Consider the following 18460-nt stretch of genomic DNA (forward strand, 5'->3'; position numbering starts at 1 on the left):
TCCTCGGCGACGAAGCGGAACTTGTCGCCTACGTCGACGGTGGTGGGGGTCTCCTCACCGGTCAGTTTCAGGTCGGAGATATCGACGTCCTCGTACTTGAAGGCCGGGCCGACCGTCGTCTGCGATCCCTTGTCGCCCGGGCCCAGGAGGAAGTCATAGCCGGTGGAGTTGCGCGCCATGTGCACGATCGAGCCGTTGAAGGCCACCCTCTGACCCTTGTGCCTGGTCGCGAAGTCCAGGTTTGTGTCATCGCATGTGTCTGCCTTCAGCAGCGCCGCGAACTCCGGGCTCTTCTCAGGCGTGATCACCTCGACGGCAGCCGACTCGACCGCGGTCGGAGCCGGTGTGGCGGAAGGCTTCTCGCTCGCGGCGGCCGCCGGCTTGGCCGCCTCGTCCTTCTTCTCGTCTCCGCCGCCGAGTGCGGTGGCAGTGCCGATGACGATGGCCAGGACCACGAGGCCACCGGCTGCCGCGCCGATCAGAGGCCACGGCAGCCGCTTCTTCGGTCGACGGAAGGTAAGGGTGGAGCGAAGCGTGCCCTGGGACTGTTCGACGAACTCCCAGCCGTCCTGCTGCATCTTCGAGATCACCAAGCCGTCGGTGCCGCGAATGGTCTGCACCGTCTTGTTCTCGTACTTGATCGCGTCGGCCATGTGCTGCGCCCCCGAATGCACTGGTCACACCAACTGCCTCGCGAGCATAGGGGACTGCGGCAGAAACCCCGACATCGTCGGTTCACCATCGGCTTCGAGGACGGGATTCGACCCACGGGCACTTGCCTACGAACCGGACATCGTGGTCCTTCGCCCGGGCGCTGATGTACGAGGAGATGGAACACTGTTCCCCGTGAGCACCACCGGATCCAAGCGCCCTGCACAGGTCAGCGCCGCCCGCCGCCGTACCGTCATAGACGCCCTGCGCCGCGGCGCCGTACCCGAGAGCGGGCTGGACCTGCTCGCCACAGGGCTCGACCGGTTCGAGACGGCCCTCGACGCGGAGCTGGACGCGGTGGCATCCGGCGGGTCCGTGTTCAAGGCCGTGCGCGGTGAGTACGGGTCCGGCAAGACGTTCTTCACCCGGTGGCTGGGGGAGCGGGCCAAGCGTCGTAACTTCGCCGTGGCCGAGATCCAGATCTCCGAGACCGAGACGCCGCTGCACAAGCTGGAGACGGTCTACCGGAGGCTCACCGAGCGTCTCACCACTTCCAGCTTTCCGCCCAGCGCCCTGCGTCCCGTGGTCGACGCCTGGTTCTACGCTCTGGAGGAGGACGCCCTCGCCGCCGGCGCGACCGAGGAAGAACTGCCCGGCGAGGTGGAGAAGCTGCTCGTCGCCCGGCTCGCCGAGGTCTCCAGGCACGCCCCGTCCTTCGCCACCGCCCTGCGGGGCTATCGGGCCGCCCTTGCTGACGGCGACGAGGCGACCGCCGCGGCCGTCCTGGCGTGGCTCGGCGGTCAGCCCCACGTCGCCGCTGCCGCGCGCCGGTCCGCCGGGGTGCGCGGCGACCTCGACCACTTCGGGGCGCTCGGCTTCCTGCAGGGGCTGCTCACCGTGCTGCGCGACTCCGGGCACACCGGGCTCGTCGTCGTCCTCGACGAGGTGGAGACGCTGCAACGGGTCCGCTCCGACGCCCGCGACAAGGCACTCAACGCGCTGCGGCAGCTCATCGACGAGGTGCACTCCGGCCGCTTCCCCGGCCTGTATCTCGTCATCACCGGCACCCCCGCCTTTTACGACGGCCAGCAAGGTGTTCAGCGCCTGGCCCCGCTCGCCCAGCGGCTCGCCACCGACTTCACCACCGATCCCCGGTTCGACAATCCGCGCGCCGTCCAGATCCGGCTCCCCGGCTTCAATCAAGAGTCTCTGGTCGGCCTCGGCGTCACCATCCGGGATCTGTACGCAGACGCCGCCCAGGCTCCCGAGCGCGTGCGGACGGTCGTCGACGATGCCTACGTCGCGGACCTCGCGCGGGCCGTCGGCGGAGCGCTGGGCGGGAAGGTAGGGGTGGCGCCCCGGCTGTTCCTGAAGAAGCTCGTGGGGGATGTTCTCGACCGCGTGGACCAGTTCGACGACTTCGACCCCCGGCAGCACTACAAGCTGACCGTCGCGAACAGCGAGCTCACCGACGTGGAGCGGAACCTGGCTGCCACGGTCACCGGCGGTACCGCGTCCGCCGACGACATCGAACTGGAGCTGTGATGGCCGACGCCGACAGCTCGGCCAGGACGGGGCCGACCAGGGGAGGGACCGGCGTGCTCGACCGGCTCGACCCCGTCGTCCTGCACCACATCGTCAACACCCTCGGTTGGCCTGACCTGCGCCCCCTGCAGCGGGCGGCGATCACGCCCCTCATGGATGGCGAGGACGCCGTACTCCTGGCACCGACGGCCGGCGGCAAGACCGAGGCGGCCTGCTTCCCGCTGCTGTCGGCGATGGCAGAACAGAAGTGGACCGGCACCTCCGTGCTGTACCTGTGCCCGCTCAAGGCGCTCCTCAATAACCTGGTCGGCCGCATCGACACCTACGCCCAGTGGCTGGGGCGGCGCGCGGCGCTCTGGCACGGGGACACCAAGGAGTCGCAGCGGCAGCGCATCCGAGCCGATGCTCCGGACGTCCTGCTGACCACGCCCGAGTCGCTCGAGGCGATGCTGATCGGCGTCAAGACCGACCACGCACGGCTGCTGGGCGGCGTACGAGCCGTAGTCCTCGACGAGGTGCATGCCTTCGCCGGCGACGACCGGGGCTGGCACCTGCTGGCCGTACTGGAACGGTTGGAACGGGTCACCGGACGGTCCATCCAGCGCGTAGGACTGTCCGCGACCGTCGGCAACCCCGGCCAGCTTCTGCACTGGCTGCAGGGAGCAGCCGCAGACAGCCGTATGGGCCGGGTCGTCGCCCCGGGTGTCTCACTGCCGCTGACCTCCGACAAGGCCGCCCCGGCACAACTCTCCAGGCCGGCGGGAGAGGTGGAGCTCGACTACGTGGGCTCCCTGGACAACGCCGCCAAACTCATCGCGGCCCTGCACCGGGGAGAGAAGCGCCTCGTTTTCTGCGACTCGCGCCGCCAGGTCGAGGAACTGGGTGCCGCGCTCCGGGCCCGAGAGGTGACCGTCTTCCTGTCCCACGCCTCCCTCTCCGTCGACGAACGCACCCGCTCCGAGCAGGCCTTTGCCGAGGCCCGCGACTGCGTCATCGTCTCCACCTCGACCCTGGAACTCGGCATCGACGTCGGTGACCTGGACCGCGTCATCCAGATCGACTCACCGGCCTCCGTCGCCTCCTTCCTGCAACGCATCGGCCGCACCGGCCGACGCACGGGCAGCGTGCGCAACTGCCTGTTCCTCACCACCCGGCCCGACACCCTTCTGCAAGCGGCCGGGCTGCTCCTGCTCTGGGCGCGCGGCTGGGTCGAACCGGTCGTCGCACCGCCCGAGCCGCGCCACCTCGTGGCCCAGCAGCTCCTCGCCGTCACCCTGCAACAGCACAAGCTCGGCGACCAGCTGTGGGACCAGCAGTGGAACGGCCTCGCCCCCTTCGACCGGTCCGCCACCCCGATCCTGCGCCACCTCACCGATGAGGGCTACCTCGACAGCGACGGCGGCATGCTGTTCGTCGGACCCGAGGCGGAACGCCGTTTCGGCAAGCGGCACTTCATCGAACTCACGGCGTCCTTCACCGCGCCACCTCAGTTCACCGTCCTGTCCGGCCGAACCGAGATCGGCCGCACCGATCCGAGCGTGCTCACCGAGGAACGCCCGGGGCCTCGGCGTCTGCTGCTCGGCGGACGCAGCTGGCAGGTCACCTACATCGACTGGCTGCGTAAACGCGTCTTCGTCGAACCCGCCGACGGCGGCGGCGTCGCCAAGTGGATGAACGGCGGCATCGCCGGACTGTCGTACGCCCTGACCCGCGCCATGCGCGAGGTGCTACTGGGCACGGCCCCGCCCGTCTCCCTCACTCGGCGCGCCGAGGAGTGCCTGGCCGAACAGCGCGAGAGCGACGCACCCGACACCGTGCACCCGGGAGGCACCCTCATCACGCGCGTCGGGACCGACGTCCGCTGGTGGACCTGGGCCGGCTACCGCGCCAACGCCACTCTCTCGGCCACCCTGTCCTCGGTCAGCGACCCCCTGCAGCGCCCCACCGACTGCTGGGTACGCCTGCGTGAGGACGTAACACCGGCCGCCTGGCGCGCCGCCCGCGCCGGCGTCGGCGAGAATCTCGTCCTGCCCGACGTGGACCCACGGGCCGTACGCGGACTGAAGTTCTCCGCTGCCCTGCCCGAGCGCCTCGCGGTCGCCACGGTCGCCGCTCGACTGGCCGACTTCGAGAACGCCCGCACGGTGCTGGGGCAAACGGTGCGGTTCGAGCAGGGGCAGTGACCCAAGCCCCAGCGATCCGGGCGCGCTTGTCGTGACCCAACGGATGGCGCCCGCTGGGTCACGGCGGGTGCCACCGATGTCGGTGTCGGTCAGTGGCTTCCGGCAGGGCTCTCCAGGGGAACCAGTCCCGAAGGCCCCTCCTCGACCGCGTTCCGGGCCAGCAGCTCCTCGATGTCCTTGTCGAAGGCGGCCTTGATGTCGGGGCCCAGACGCAGCCACCCGAAGAAGCGGGCCGTCTCCCTGGCCAGTTCCTCGCGCCGCATGCCCGGTGACTCGGACAGGATGCCGAGCAGAGCGATCCGGCGTTCCGCTGGGGGCACCTGGGAGACCTTCTTGCGGTCGAAGTCCGGGCTCGGCGTACGGGCCACGGTCACGTCCCGGCCGGGCAGGTCCCACACGGTGCCGGACCGTACGGCCTTCTGCTTCTTGCACAGCCGTGTCAAGGCATCGCGAACGCTGGTCTGCACGACCTGGCCCGAACGGTCGAGCAGCCACGCGCTGCGGACCCGGCCGATCAGGACATCCTCCTCGATGGGGCCCTCCATCGTGATGATGTGGTGGGCCACCTCGGCCACCACCGCCCGGGCGGCGGGGTCGCGCAGATCGATACGCGGAAGCCCGGCCGCCTTCGACAGGGCGTCCTTCAGGTCGTACAACTCATCCCAGCCCAGAGCGCGGTACGGTCGGCTCCAGTCGGAGCGGTCGGACTCGGCCACCGGAACGATCGCTATCTCCGCCGGCGCCTGATTCGGCACGGAGACCGGCGCGGACTCCGGCGCGGGCGCGTACGGATCGGCCGCGCAGGCAGCCTCGACGGCCTCCCGCAGCCGCCGTTGCGCGTCCTTGCGGTTGCGATACCAGTCGGTGCCCCAGATCCGGTGGAGGTTCCATCCCAGACCGCGCAGGATTTCCTCCCGCAGCCGGTCGCGGTCGCGCGCGGCACGGGACGAGTGATACATCGCACCGTCGCACTCGATTCCCAGGGCGTACGAGCCGGGAGCTCCCGGGTGCCGGACCGCCATGTCGACGCGGAAACCCGCGACGCCCACCTGGGGCTGCACGTCGTAACCCCAGTCCCGCAGGACCGCCAGCACGTCCTCCTCGAACGGGCTCTCCGGAGCAGCGTCCGCGTCCGGCGCGGCCGTGGCCAGGACGGCGGGCCCTTGCTCCGCGTACTGCAGATACCGCTTGAGGTGCTGGACGCTCTTGTTCGCGCTGTCCGGCAGGTCGGCGCCGTGGAAGGACGCGACGACCTCCACCCGGTGCCGGGCACGGGTGACGGCCACGTTCAGCCGCCGCCAGCCGCCCTCGCGGTTGATCGGGCCGAACTGGGCACGCAGCTTGCCCTGGGCGTCGGGGCCGTAGCCGACCGACAGGATGATCACGTCGCGTTCGTCGCCCTGCACGGTCTCCAGGTTCTTTACGAAGAAACCGCCCAGACGGTCCTCGGTGAAGTACTCGTCGAGGTCGGGCCGCGCTTGGCGAGCCTTGGCGACAGCGTCCTCCACAGCATCGGCCTGTGCCTTGGAGAGCGTGACGATGCCCAAAGACCGGCCGGGCCGCGTGGAGAAGTGGCGGATGACCCGCTCGGCCACCAGCTCGGCCTCGCGGACGTTGTCACGGCGGTTGCTGCGGTCGTAGACGCCGTCAGCCTTGAAGAACGCCACTCCCACGTCGTGGCCGTCGGTGACCGCGCCCGGGAACACGACCATCGAGTTGTCGTAGAACTCGTGGTTGCTGAACGCGATCAGGTTCTCGTGCCGGCTGCGGTAGTGCCAGCGCAGTGACATCTCGCGCAGCACCCCACTGGCCTTGCAGGCGTCCAGGATGGACTCGAAGGAGTCGGGGATCTCCTCGTCCCACTCGTCGTCATCGTCGGAGTCACCGCCGGCGCTGAAGAACGACGTGGGCGGGAGCTGCCGCGGGTCACCCGCCACGATCAGGGCGTCACCGCGGTAGACGGCGTTGACGGCATCCTGCGGGAGCACCTGCGATGCCTCGTCGAAGATGACCACGTCGAACCGGAAGTCCGGCGGCAGATACTGGCTGACCGTCAGCGGACTCATCATGAAGCACGGCTTGAGCCGCTGGACGACGTCCCGTGTCTCGTCCAGGAGCCGCCGCACCGGCATGTGCCGTCGCTGCAGTTTCGCCTGACGGCTCAGGATCGCGGCCTGGCCGGTCGTCGCCCTTCGGGGCCGCCGGGCGTTGCAGGCGGCGATCACCGTCGCATGGGCGGCCTGGACCAGCCCACGGTCCAGTCGGCGGTAGCGCTCCACCAACTGGTCCCGGTCGGTGGCCCGCACCGCGGACAGACGGCTGTCCGTCGCCATCTGGTGCTCCACCCAGGCACGCAGCACGGTACGTTCCACGGCCACCCGGAACAGCGGCGCCGGCACGTCACGCTCCGCCATCTGTGACGGCAGCTCCTTCAGACCATAGCCGCCGAGCACGTCGCGGGCCTCAGCGGAACGGATCCAGGCGTCCGGACCATACGGGTCGTCGGACATGCGGTCGAGCAGGGCCTCTGCGGACGGGAACCCGACCTCCAGCTCGCCGCGGATCTCCGCTGCCCGCGCCGGCGAGAAGTGACCGATGAGCACTTCCGTACGGTCCAGCCAGTCGCGGTTGCGGCGCTTCACCGACGCATCCGGTGCCGTGTGCAGCAGAAGGTGCGCGGCCTCGGGTGTCAGGGGAGCTGCCGAGCCGGTGGCGGAAGCGGTGCGCCTGACGGTGAGGGTCCAGTCCAGGGCACTGTGGACGGTGTCCCGGGACGTGTTGATGCCTTCATAGAGGCCACCGAGCAGTCGGCGGTGCTCCGCTTCCGACTGCAGGAAGTCCTCTTCCGCGGCACGTGCGGCCACCACGGCTGCCAGGGAGGCGCGGACCCCGCTCAACGTCAGCCAATCGGGGGAGCTTCCCGAGGGGCCGGTGGCACGGGCCACGGCATGGATCAGGGAAGCCGCCTCGTCGAGCGGGTCGAGATGGGCGCGCAGCCACGCCATGGCCTCGGGGAGGGAGCATGCCCGCAGTCCGGAAGCAGCGGGTGCCAGTGCCGGTGCGTTCGTGAAAGTCTCCCAGTCGGCGCACTGCGCCCGCAGGCGGGCGGCCGTCTCCAGCAGTCCGGCGACCGCGGGGTGCCCGGCGCCGAGTGCGCGGACGAGACCGCTCCGGCGGACAGGGTCTGCGAGGACCCGCCCCGCCAGTCGGTGCGCCTCCGACGCGGCGGCGAGCGCGGCTGCCAGGGTCGCGGTGCGAGGCCGGCCGCCCGGGGCGTAGTCGCCCAGGATTTCCACGGCTCCGTGGGCGGTCGGCCGCGTCCCGGCGCCGTCGACCGGCGCCGTCGGTCGCAGGGCACGCCGCAGCAGCTCCCCTTCCACCGATGCGCCGTCCTTGAGGCCCGACAGGTCGCCGAGACGCGTGTCCAGACCCGCGTACCAGGAGCACAGCAGTTCCCGGTCGTGGGTCTCCTGGGACGTGAACGCCGCATCCTCCCGCTGCGCCGCGTGCGCGCAGGCGACCGCCGTGCGTGCGGAGGCGAGGGTGTGCCCCGCTCCTCCGCCGAAGTCCCTGCGGCCGACGGACTGGACAGCGTCGATGAGCCGTACAGCGCTTTCCAACACCGGCACATGGGCGCGAAGCCACGCGGCCGCCGGTTCCGGTCCGAGAGGTGCCAGAGCGGTGCTGAGCGGACGCAGTCGCGGCTCCCGCAGCGCCGCCTCCCACGTACTCAGCGAGCTCTTCAACTGCTCACCCCACTCGTAGAGCTCGCTGTCGGGAGCGAAGCCGTGGGCCAGTTGTGCGACGAGTCGGCGACGGCGGATCGGATCGGCCACCACTGCCGGGGCGTGCCGGTGGGCGTCCTCGGCCTGGCGCAGCGCACCGCCCAGCGCGTCGAGATCGGGCAGGTCGTCACCGGCGTGTGCGCCGAGCAGCTCTGTCTGCTCGGCCACCTTGGCCCGCACGGCCTGGTGCGCCTGTTGCCAGGCCGCTGCCTTGTCCATGTCCTGCTGCAGGCCGCTCTGCCACGATCCGCTGTTGCTCACCCCACCGACGAGCTTCCGGTCGGCCCGCACCTGTGCGGAGAGACCTGCCGCGAACCGTCGGCCGTTCTCCGAGAGCCGGCGTACGGCGTCGGTCAGGCCCGTGGTGTGGGGAGTGGCGGGACCGAACACGTCCTGTGCCGCCTGTCGGGCACGGTCGAGAGCGTCCATGAGGACACGCAGTTCACCCACGACCTGGCGTGCCCGCGGCGACACCGCGGGATCGAACCAGGTGTCGGGTGCCCGGTGGGCAGCGGCGGACAGCACGACGAGATTCGCCACCGACCGGACTTCCGAAGCGGTGCCCGGCAGGTCGCAGCCCAGCAGGCTTGCCGCCTCCACCGCACACCGCGCGGTGTCCTCCAGCATGTCGGCGAGGGTGCCCCAGTGAGCAGCCAGCGAACCGGCTTCGTCCCGGCCGAGGACGGTGAGATCGGTGCCGGGCGGTTCGAGGGTACCGAGTGCCTCCTCTGCGGCCTCCGGCTGCTGGGGCAGGTGCGACGGCAGGTCCGCCCAGCCCGGGCCGGCGTGCTCCTGCGCGGTAGCGCGCGCCGCGACCGTGCGGTCACGGCGGTCCTCGAACGCGCGTACCGCAGCAGCGACGAGACCGACGGCCTCCTGCTGCGCGGCGGCCAGGCCTTCCGGGGAGAACCACGCCTCCAGCGGACGATGCGGGACAGCGGAGAGGTCGGCCAGATCACACAGGGCCGTCGCCTCGGCCAGGGAGGCCGGTTCGCCGACGCCCAGGAGCCGGGACAGCTCGCGGGCCGAGGCGGTCGCGCCTCCCAGGAGGTCGGCTGCATCGGCCAGGTCCCGGCCCAGTTCCTTCGCCTGCAGCTCGGTCAGGTCGGCCAGATCGAGACCTCGTGGTTCGAGAGAGGCCAGAGTCTGCTCCGTCGCCGCCGGCTCGGCACGCAGCCGCGGAGACACTTCCTGCCAGCGCTCACCCACAAGGTTCTGGGCAGTCTGCTGCGCGCGCCGAACTCGACGCAACGCGTCGAGGAAGGACTCGACGGGGTCGGTCACGTCGAGCGCGACGTCGTCGTCGGTGAGCCACCATTCGGGCGCGGGGAGCCGCTCGTCCAGCAGGTCCAGCAGCCGGACGAGCCGTTCGACCTGGCTCGACGTCGTGAACTGCGCACCGTCCGTGTTGAGCGCCTCGTAACCGCTCAAGGCGGACCGGAGACCGGCCAGGGCCGTTCGCGCCTCCTCCAACACCGGGCCGGGGTGCGGCCGGTCCGTGCGCAGTCCGCGCCACGGGAAGCCCGGATCGGCCACCGCCTGCCAGGCGTCGCCGATGGCGTCGGCGGCCATGAGGAGGTTCTCCAGATCGCCTGCTGAGAGGGACGAGGCGTCGAACCGCGCGGAGGTGCCGCCATCGGAGGACGAGAGGTAGGCGACAGGCGCGTCGTCGAGGCGGCCCACCCGGCCGATGACGTCGTGCAGCGTGCGGCCGAGCGGTTGACGCACCTCGTTCATCGCCGCGGCGTACGCGGACAGCGCCTCGCGGTCCAGCCGTGCCTGGGCCCTCTCCTGGTCGGGGAGCTCCGTTGCCTGCGGCTGCTCGGAGAGTGTGCGGCCCAGCTCTTGGGCGACAGCCTTGCGGCTGGTGTTACGGCTGTGCAGGGCGAAGGCGTAAGAGTCCAGTCCGACCGACTTCAGGCGCTGCAGCACGACGTCCAGGGCCGCAGCCTTCTCGCTGACGAACAGCACACTGCGGCCGGCGTGCATCAGTCCGGCGATGATGTTGGTGATCGTCTGGCTCTTGCCCGTGCCCGGAGGGCCGTCGAGCACGAACGACCGGCCGGCCACCGCCGCGGCGACCGCCTGCCGCTGCGAGGTGTCCGCGTCTAGGACCAGGGGAGAGTCCTCGGGAGGGGCCAGCTCGTCGACCCGCTCCGACGGCACCTCTTCGAAGTCGAAGCGGTCGGCGGCGAGGGCAGAACCGGGTCCCACCGCCACCGCGCGCACCAGGTCGCTCGTGAGGAGCCGGTCCTCGTTCTCCAGCAGGTCCCGGTACATCGACTCCTTGTGCGAGGCGAAGAGCGACATGACGACCCGCTCCTCCACCTCCCACAGGGACTTGCCCGCCACAGCCTTGCGTACGGCCTCCACCACGGCGGTCACGTCACGGCAGTCCGTCTCCGCGACCGGCGTCCAGTCGATGCCGAACTGCTCCAGTTTGATGGCCAGGGCCGGATTGAGCTGGGGATCCTCGTCGTCGTTCGCCTGAAGGAGTATCTGGCCTGTTGGGGTCCGCACGAGTTCCACGGGAAACAGGACCAGCGGTGCCTGGCTGCTGGTGGTGGCCCCGTCCTCGCGCCAGTGCAGGATGCCGACGCCCAGGTGAAGGGTCCACAGACCGTAGTCGTTGAACACCTGCGTGGCCTTGGAACGGAGGGAGCGCACTGCCCTCTGCAGGGCGGGTGCCGTGGTCTTCTGCGTGACGATGTCGTTCTCGCCGGGCGGAGGGCATACCGGCTCCTCCTCACCCTCCACGGGCACCTCGTCCGGAAGGGGGGCGAAGTGCAGGGCTCGGTTCTCCAGCAGGGCCACCAGGGCCGACGGCGACGGAGCCGACACCTCGAGCGTCGAAGCACGGGTGTGCTTGAAGTTCAGAAGTCGATTCCGACCACTGAGGTCCACGAGCGACGTGCGCCAGCCCGCCAGGATCGTCTTGAGACGCTCCAGATCGCTGCCGCCCCCGAATGCACCCGGATTGGTCGTCACGATTCCCTGCTCTCACGTTGCGCTGCTCAGGCCCGGGAGGGAAGCGACGGATTTCTCCCAGGGGCACGGTGATGCGGGCAGGCCCGGTGTCTCCGATCGATCCCCCTATGCGCGGCACATTCGCCTTGTCGCACTCGCCCCCCACGGACGGACGAACTCTATGGTGACGGTGTGGAAATCAGAAGTGGGCCTTGTGGTCACCGCGCTACAAGTGCTCCATCACCACCTGATGCGCCCGCCACCCCTCCGGGAACCTCGGCGGCACGTCCAGGTACACCGGGCTGTTGCGCGGATGCCGGTCCAGCAGGTCCGTGATGCCTGCACGGGCCAGCACCACACAGGCGAAGCGATGCCGGGAGAGCTGAAGAGCATCATCCGCGTCGTCAACACGCACGCGCTGGGCGCGATCAAGGATCAGTACGGAAGGCGAGAGTTCAGTGCGCTGATCGACCGCGACCAGCGCCTCCGCAGCAACGGAAGAAGTCCTACCAGCCGTCGAGGGACGGTGTGCCGAAACTGACGGTCGAGGTGTGGAACGGCGACCCCGACCGGCCCGTCGACCACCCGACAACGTCAAACTCGCTCTTTCTGATGGCCGAAGGTGTCGCCTCTCAGCCCGTCCGCACAGCTCGGTAGCGGACGGGCCAGTCCTCCACCTTCACCAGCAGGCCTTCGCTCGCAAGGTCGCGCAGGATCGCGCGGGTGTACTTCGGGTCGGGATCGTGTCCCGTGTCGCGCAGGGCACGAAGGCCGCGTTCGGTGTCCCAGAGTCCGCCGAGCGTACGCACGGTCTTTTCGAGGTCGGCGCGCTGGCTGGAGAGGTGTTCCGGCATCGTGCCGCTCCTTCAGGCCTGTTCGGCGGCGGGAGCGGCCGAGTGTGCCTTCTTCGTGTGGTTGGCGATGCTCGCCGGCGCGCCGACGTAGTCACAGGATTCGCACGTGCGCCACGCCCCCTCGGCCACGGCCCGTGCGCTCACCGAGTGTCCGGGGCCGTACCCGTGGCCGTGCAGCAACTGGGCCACGGATGAGCCGTATTCGACTGCCAGGAGGGCCGCCTCCGCCACCTTGTCGTGACCCGGTGCGAAGAAGGAGCCGGGGCCTGTCTTCTTGGTGCAGCCGCACCAGCAGGTGCCGGTGGGAGTGAGGTTGGGAAGAGGCTTCGTGGTCATGGCGTCACCGTAGATCAGCGGAGTGGACGTGCCAGGCCCTTTGCAGGTTTTGCTTCGAGCACCCGGCCCGGGCGGGCGTACCCGAAGGGAGGGCAGTGCCCTGCGACGGCATGGTGCCGGTGTTCATTCCCTGATTGACCAGCGGGAAGACGTTACTGCATATGATGTGCAAGTGCGCCCCATCGATAACTACACCATCCGCCCCGCCACCCCCGCCGACCTCGACGCCGCCCGGGCCGTCATGCTCGACACCGTCTACCGGGACTTCGGCACCGGGTACGTGCCCCGCTGGCACGGTGACGTCATCGACCCGGCCGGGGCCTACCTGACCCCCGCCCGGCACACCCTCCTCGTCGCCGTGGACGAGCGGGACGGTGAGGTCGTCGGTACCGGGGCCCTGGACTCCCGTGGCCCCGCGCACCCGCCGAACCCCCGCCATGTCGCCGAGCGCTACCCCTCCGGGGTCACCGCGCAGCTGCGACGTGTGTACGTCCGGCCCGAGCACCGGCGGCGTGGGCTGGCGCGGCGGCTTGTCGACGAGCTGCTTGCCTTCGCCGTCGCCGACGGCGGGTACCGGGCCGTTTATCTGCACACCGACCCCGCCGTCACCGGCGCCGAGCCCTTCTGGCGGTCGCTCGCCAAGGTCGTGCACGACGAGCGGGAGGACGCCGGGGGCGGACAGGGGATCGTGCACTTCGACGTGCCCATGCCGTAGCGGCGGCACCCGTCATGCTTCTGGGAATCATTTTTATGTAGGGTTTTCTCCGCGTCGCCCCTCCCGCCCACACCGCCCGCATCTCCACCCTGATCGATCCGAGGACCATGCGCTCCCACCCCCGCCCCCGGCTGCTCGCCCCCCTGCTCCTCTTCCCGCTGATAGCCGGCTGCTTCGCCTCGGGCGGTGACGAGGGAGCCAAGGGCGGTGACGGCGGTTCCCGGCTCCGGGTCGGGCTCGCCTTCCCGCCCGCCGAGAACCTGTCGCCCTACGGCGCCGACGCCACCCTCCTCAGCCGGCTCGGCGTCACCGAGGGCCTCACCGCGCTGGACGCCAACGGCTCCGCCGCACCCGCGCTCGCCGAGTCCTGGCGCAGGGACGGCGACACGGCATGGGAGTTCACCCTCCGCGACGCCACCTTCCAGGACGGCACCGACGTCACCTCCGCCGCCGTGGCCGGCTCCCTCGCCCGGGCCTCCGCCGCCAAGCCCGCGCCCGCCGCCCTCGCCGGCGTCACCCTCACCGCCAAGGCCGACGGCGACCGCGTCCTCCGCGTCACCACCGCCGCGCCCGACCCCGTACTCCCGCTGCGGCTGTCCAGCCCCAGCCTCGCCATCCTCTCCGAGAAGGCGTACGACAAGAAGGGGCAGGTCGACCCCGTCGGCAACGCCACCGGGCCCTTCCGCATCAGCGAGGTGAACGGCGCCACCTCCGCCTCCCTCGACCGTTTCGACGACTACTGGGGCGGCCGCGCCCAGGCCTCCGGGATCGACGCCCGTTTCATCGCCGACGGCACCGCCCGCGCCAACGCCCTGCGCACCGGCGAGCTGGACGTCGCCGAGGCCGTTCCCGTCGCCCAGGCGGCGAGCCTCGACGAGAAGAGCCGCCGGGACACCGCCACCACGCGGACCACCAGCCTCCTGCTCAACTCCTCCTCCGGGCCCTTCAAGGACGCCTCGCTGCGCGCCGCCGCCCGCGGTGCGCTCGACACCTCCGTGTTCGCCAAGGACGTGTACGAGGGGTACGCCGACGCCGGTGCCGGCATCTACGGGCCCGCCGTCACCTGGGCCGAGGGGAAGCGGCAGAAGCCCGTCGGGCGCGCCGCCGCCGGGAAGGCGAACGGGGCCACCGTCTCCCTCGCCACCTACGACAACCGGCCCGAGCTGCCCGAGGTCGCCCAGGTGGTCAAGCAGCAGCTGGAGAAGGCCGGGTTCACCGTCAAGCTGACCGTGCGCGAGTACTCGCGGCTGGAGGGCGACGCGCTGGACGGGAAGTTCGACGCCTTCGTGCTCGCCCGGAACACCTTGGTCGACACCGGCGACCCCGTCGCCGTCCTCGCCAGCGACTACACCTGCGACGGCGGCTACAACATCGCCCAGCTCTGCGACAAGGGCGTCGACGCCGCCGTGAAGAAGGCCGAGGGCATCGCCGACACCGCCCAGCGCCAGGACGCCGCCATGGCCGCCGAGGCCCGCGTCCTCGGGTCCGACGCCGTCGTGCCGCTCGTCCACCAGCGCATCATCACCGGCGTCGGCACGTCCGTGCAGGGTGTCGTCCTCGACCCGTACGAGCGCACCCTCGTCGGCACCGGCACCCGGCGCTGAGCCGTGCGGCAGCGCGTGGCCACCGCGGTGTGGCGGGTCGTGCTCGCGGCCGGGCTCGTGTGCGGGATCGGGCTGCTGCCGTGGCTGACCCGTACCGACCCGGCGCACACCGTCCTCAAGGCCCGCTCCGCCGACCGCGACCCCACGCCCGAGGTGCTCGCCGACATCCGTGCGCAGCTCGGGCTGGACGGTGGGCCGCTGCACCTGTTCGGCCGCTGGCTCGGCGGGCTCGCCCACGGCGACGCCGGGCAGTCGTGGATCTCCGGGAACGACGTCCTGCCCGACGTGCTCCAGGCGCTCGGTGCCTCCCTGCTGCTGATGACCGTCGCCCTCGTGGTCGCGGCGCTCACCACCGCGGCCGTCTGTGCCCGCACCCTCCGGCTCGGCGCACGGCGGCGGCTCGACGGGCGGCGCCGTGGCGGCACCGGATCCGCCGTGGTCGCCGCGCTGCCCGAGTTCCTTCTCGCCTCCGTGCTCGCCACCGTCGTCGGGGTGCAGCTGGGGTGGCTGCCCGCGCTGGGCTGGTACGGGCCGCAGTGGACCGTCCTGCCCGCTCTCGCCCTCGGCCTGCCCGCCGGGGCCGTGCTCGGGCGGCTCCTCGACGACCTGCTGCCCGGCGCGTTCGGTGAGCCGTGGGCCCTGGCCGCCGCGGCGCGTGGGCTGACGGGGAGGTCCATCGCCCGGCAGGCCGTACGCCGGTGCGTGCCCGCCCTGTTGCCCAACCTCGGGCTGTTCGTCGTCGGGCTGACCGGCGGGGCCGTCGCCGTCGAGCAGGTCTTCGACATCCCCGGCCTCGGCCGCACCACCCTCCAGGCCGCCCTCGCCCAGGACCTGCCCGTCCTCCAGGCCGGCACCCTCGCCCTCCTGCTCCTCGCCGCGCTCGCGACCCTCGCCACCCGCCTCGCCGGACGCCTGCTCACCGGGCCCGCCCTGCGCGACGGCGCCCTGTCCTCCCTGCACCGGCCCGCCCCGCCCGCCCGCGGCCTCCTGCCCCTCCTGCACGGCGGTGTCCTCCTCGCCGTCGTCGCCTGGGGGCTGTTCCGCGATCCGCTCGCCCTCGACACCGGGCAACGGCTCCGCGCCCCCTCCCTCGCCCACCCCTTCGGCACCGACGCCCTCGGCCGCGACCTGCTCGCCCGCGTCGGCCACGGCGCCCTCGACACGCTGCTGCTCGCCTCCGCCATCACCGCCGCCGCCCTGCTCACCGGCGTCCTGCTGGGACTCGTACCCCGGGTGTCCGCGCCGCTCGTCGACACCGTCAACGCCGTACCGCCCGTCCTCGCCGCCCTCCTCGTCACCGCCGTCGCGGGCAGCGGAGCGGCGACCCCCGCCTTCGCCGTGGGCGCCGTCGCCTGGGCACCGCTGGCCACCCACACCGCCTCGCTGCTCCGCCAGGAACGCGCCACCCTGCACATCACCGCCACCCGGGGACTGGGCGCCGGACGCCGGTACCTCCTGCGCCGCGAACTGCTCCCCGCCGTCCTGCCGCCCGTCGTCCGCCACGCCCTGCTACGGCTGCCCGGCGTCGCCCTCGCGCTCGCCTCGCTCGGCTTCCTCGGCCTCGGCGCCCAGCCGCCGTCCCCCGAGTGGGGCCTGCTCCTCGCCGAGAACCAGCCCTACGCCGAACGCGCCCCCTGGGCCGTTCTCGCGCCCGCCGCCGTCCTCGCCCTGCTCGGCGCGCTCGCCGTCACCGCGGCGGGCGGACTGCGCCGGTCGCGGCGACGCTCCCGCCCCCAGCCCGTCGTCACCGGCCCGCAGCCCACCGGCGACGCCGCCGAGAAGGAACTGGCCGGAGCCCGATGACCCCCCTGTCCGCCGTCGGCCGGTCGGCCGAGAAGGCTTCCCGCCGCGCCGACAGCCCGCTGTCCCCGCTCCTGCGTCTGCTGATCCTCACCCAACTCGCCTTCAACATCGGCTTCTTCGCCGTCCTGCCCTTCCTCGCCGAACACCTCGGGCAGGGCGTGGGCATGGCGGGCTGGCTGGTCGGGTTCGTGCTCGGGCTGCGGACCTTCAGCCAGCAGGGGCTGTTCGTGGTCGGCGGGGCGCTGGCGGACCGGTACGGCATCCGGCCCGTCGTCCTCACCGGATGCGTGCTGCGCATCGCCGGGTTCGGGTGGCTCGGGTACGCCGAGCGGACCTGGGCGGTCGTCGGCGCGGTGCTGCTCATCGGGTTCGCCGCCGCGCTGTTCTCGCCCGCCGTCGAGTCCGAGGTCGCCCGGCAGGCCGTCCTCTGGGAGAAGGAGAGCGGCGGGGACCGCACCCGGGTGCTCGCGCTGTTCACCGTGGCCGGGCAGGCAGGCGCGTTCGTCGGGCCGCTGCTCGGCGCGCTGCTGCTGGCCGTCGACTTCCGCACGGCGTGCCTCGCGGGAGCCGGCGTCTTCGTGCTCGTCCTCGCCGGGCACGCGTGGCTGCTGCCCCAGCACCTGCCCGGGCGGGCCCGCGTCCGGGCCGGGGGCGGGGCGCGGCTGCTCCTGCGCAACCGGCCCTTCCTCGCGCTGTGCTGTGCCTACGGCGCCTATCTGCTCGCCTACAACCAGCTCTATCTCGCCCTGCCCGCCGAGGTGGAGCGGGCCGCCGGTTCGCAGGCGCCACTGGCCTGGCTGTTCGCGCTGTCCTCGCTGCTGGTGGTGACCGCGCAGTTGCCGGTGACCCGGTGGGCGGGGGAGCGGCTGACGCCGCGCCGGTCGATGGTGGCCGGGCTGGTGCTGATCGCGGGCGGGTTCGCCGTCGTCGCCCTCGCCCGGCCCGCCGGGTGGACGGGCGAGGGCGGGCTGGTGCCGGCCGCCGGGTTCGTCGTCCTGCTGACCCTCGGGCAGATGCTGGTCGCGCCCGTCGCCCGCGCCTGGGTGCCCGACCTCGCCGAGGACGGCCGGCTCGGGCTGTACACGGGGGCGTTGTCCTCGGTGTCCGGGCTGATCGTGCTGGCCGGCAGCTCCGCGACCGGCCTGCTCCTGGACGGCGGACTGCCGGTCGCCGTGCCGTGGCTGGCCCTGGCCGCCGTACCGCTGGCCGCGGTCGCTCTGCTGCCCCGCGGTCACCGGGCCAGAAGCTCCCGCACGGACACCTGAGCCGCGGGGGCCGCCTGCGCCGAGGCAGCCCTCGCCCCCGCCCTCGACTTCCGCCACAGCCACACCACATCCCGCCCGAACGACCACACCAGCAGCCCCAACGCCAGCCCCACCACACCCACGTTGACCCCGCGCGGCAGCAATCCCGCGCCCGCGAGCAGCAACAGCACCCCCTGAAGCGCCGCCACCGTCTTGCGGGCCGTGCTCGGCGGCAACGGGGCCGTCAGCCACGGCCATACGCGGGCGGCGGCGACGAAGACGTACCGCATGCCGCCGATCAGCAGCACCCACGGGCCCAGATCCATCGAGACGTACACACTCAGCACCAGGATGAGGAACGCGTCGACCTCCATGTCGAAGCGCGCCCCCAGGGCCGTCGACGTGCCCGTGCGGCGGGCGACCTTGCCGTCCACACCGTCCAGGATCAGGGCCACGGCCGTCAGGCCGACGAGGAGGGAGACGGGCGGCGCGCTGCGGAAGGAGTCGGCGACCAGGGCGGTCACCCCGCCGACCAGGGTGGCCCGGCCGAGCGTGACCCGGTTCGCCGGGCCGAACGAGGGCGGGTGGGACCGGTGCAGGGCCCGGGTGAGCACCGCCCAGGTCGCGAACGCGAACGCGAGGCCGGTCAGCCAGCCCGCCGTGCCCATGCCCATCGCCGTGCCGAGCAGCACCAGCAGCAGGACCTGCGCGCCCGCCCCCACCGCCGTCTCCTGCTGCGGGGACCTGGCGTCGTACGTGTTGTTCAGGGCCAC

The 18460-nt window shown here is 71.8% G+C and carries 12 protein-coding genes; 6 read left to right on the plus strand and 6 right to left on the minus strand.

Going from position 1 to position 18460, the window contains the following annotated elements; translation table 11 throughout:
• Window positions 1-653, minus strand: a 653-nt coding sequence (locus GTW67_RS36055; protein WP_161168923.1) for a DUF4839 domain-containing protein, incomplete at its 3' end; no start/stop codon positions are given.
• Between the two features lie 193 nt (window positions 654-846).
• On the opposite strand from GTW67_RS36055, the gene brxD reads away from it, so the two are divergent.
• A complete protein-coding gene (gene brxD / locus GTW67_RS36060) occupies window positions 847-2196 on the plus strand; it encodes a BREX system ATP-binding protein BrxD (protein ID WP_161168924.1) in 1350 nt (449 codons plus the stop codon).
• On the plus strand, window positions 2196-4379 hold the full coding sequence (locus tag GTW67_RS36065) for a DEAD/DEAH box helicase (protein ID WP_161168925.1): 2184 nt from the start codon (window positions 2196-2198) through the stop codon (window positions 4377-4379). The genes brxD and GTW67_RS36065 overlap by 1 nt, the downstream gene beginning before the upstream one ends.
• 89 nt (window positions 4380-4468) lie before the next feature.
• On the opposite strand, the gene GTW67_RS36070 is transcribed toward GTW67_RS36065, so the two are convergent.
• From GTW67_RS36070 to GTW67_RS38040, 4 genes are all read right to left on the minus strand, one after another.
• Window positions 4469-11152, minus strand: coding sequence for a DUF3320 domain-containing protein (locus tag GTW67_RS36070; protein WP_161168926.1), 6684 nt, complete (start codon window positions 11150-11152; stop codon window positions 4469-4471).
• Between the two features lie 205 nt (window positions 11153-11357).
• On the minus strand, window positions 11358-11546 hold the full coding sequence (locus GTW67_RS36075) for a hypothetical protein (protein ID WP_237519194.1): 189 nt from the start codon (window positions 11544-11546) through the stop codon (window positions 11358-11360).
• Between the two features lie 217 nt (window positions 11547-11763).
• Window positions 11764-11985, minus strand: coding sequence for a hypothetical protein (locus GTW67_RS37335; protein ID WP_202438155.1), 222 nt, complete (start codon window positions 11983-11985; stop codon window positions 11764-11766).
• A 12-nt stretch (window positions 11986-11997) separates the two neighbouring features.
• Entirely contained in the window at window positions 11998-12321 is a 324-nt protein-coding gene (locus tag GTW67_RS38040) for a hypothetical protein (protein WP_237519195.1), read from the minus strand.
• Window positions 12322-12493: 172 nt separating this feature from the next.
• Between GTW67_RS38040 and GTW67_RS36085 the strand changes: the two genes are divergently transcribed.
• The 4 genes from GTW67_RS36085 to GTW67_RS36100 all read left to right on the plus strand — a co-directional run bounded on the left by GTW67_RS36085 (window position 12494) and on the right by GTW67_RS36100 (window position 17708).
• Window positions 12494-13036 (plus strand): GNAT family N-acetyltransferase, encoded by a 543-nt coding sequence (locus tag GTW67_RS36085; protein WP_161168927.1) that lies wholly within the window; start codon window positions 12494-12496, stop codon window positions 13034-13036.
• Window positions 13037-13143: 107 nt separating this feature from the next.
• Window positions 13144-14640 (plus strand): ABC transporter substrate-binding protein, encoded by a 1497-nt coding sequence (locus tag GTW67_RS36090; protein ID WP_161168928.1) that lies wholly within the window; start codon window positions 13144-13146, stop codon window positions 14638-14640.
• A 3-nt stretch (window positions 14641-14643) separates the two neighbouring features.
• Window positions 14644-16443: an ABC transporter permease subunit gene (locus tag GTW67_RS36095; RefSeq protein WP_161168929.1), complete on the plus strand. Its 1800-nt coding sequence runs from the start codon at window positions 14644-14646 to the stop codon at window positions 16441-16443.
• The gene (locus GTW67_RS36100) at window positions 16440-17708 is read left to right on the plus strand and encodes an MDR family MFS transporter (RefSeq protein ID WP_161168930.1); all 1269 of its coding nucleotides are present in this window, start codon (window positions 16440-16442) and stop codon (window positions 17706-17708) included. The genes GTW67_RS36095 and GTW67_RS36100 overlap by 4 nt, the downstream gene beginning before the upstream one ends.
• Here GTW67_RS36100 and GTW67_RS36105 read toward each other — a convergent pair.
• Window positions 17675-18460, minus strand: coding sequence for a CDP-alcohol phosphatidyltransferase family protein (locus GTW67_RS36105; protein WP_161168931.1), 786 nt, complete (start codon window positions 18458-18460; stop codon window positions 17675-17677). The genes GTW67_RS36100 and GTW67_RS36105 overlap by 34 nt on opposite strands.

Source organism: Streptomyces sp. SID5910, from assembly GCF_009862125.1.
In the GTDB taxonomy this organism is placed as follows: domain Bacteria; phylum Actinomycetota; class Actinomycetes; order Streptomycetales; family Streptomycetaceae; genus Streptomyces.

What these genes read in the sequence shown, in the direction of transcription:
- GTW67_RS36100 (WP_161168930.1), top strand. Translation starts at nt 16,440, where the DNA reads ATGACCCCCCTGTCCGCCGTCGGCCGGTCGGCCGAGAAGGCTTCCCGC.
- GTW67_RS37335 (WP_202438155.1), bottom strand. Translation starts at nt 11,985, where the DNA reads ATGCCGGAACACCTCTCCAGCCAGCGCGCCGACCTCGAAAAGACCGTG.
- GTW67_RS36090 (WP_161168928.1), top strand. Translation starts at nt 13,144, where the DNA reads ATGCGCTCCCACCCCCGCCCCCGGCTGCTCGCCCCCCTGCTCCTCTTC.
- GTW67_RS36065 (WP_161168925.1), top strand. Translation starts at nt 2,196, where the DNA reads ATGGCCGACGCCGACAGCTCGGCCAGGACGGGGCCGACCAGGGGAGGG.
- GTW67_RS38040 (WP_237519195.1), bottom strand. Translation starts at nt 12,321, where the DNA reads ATGACCACGAAGCCTCTTCCCAACCTCACTCCCACCGGCACCTGCTGG.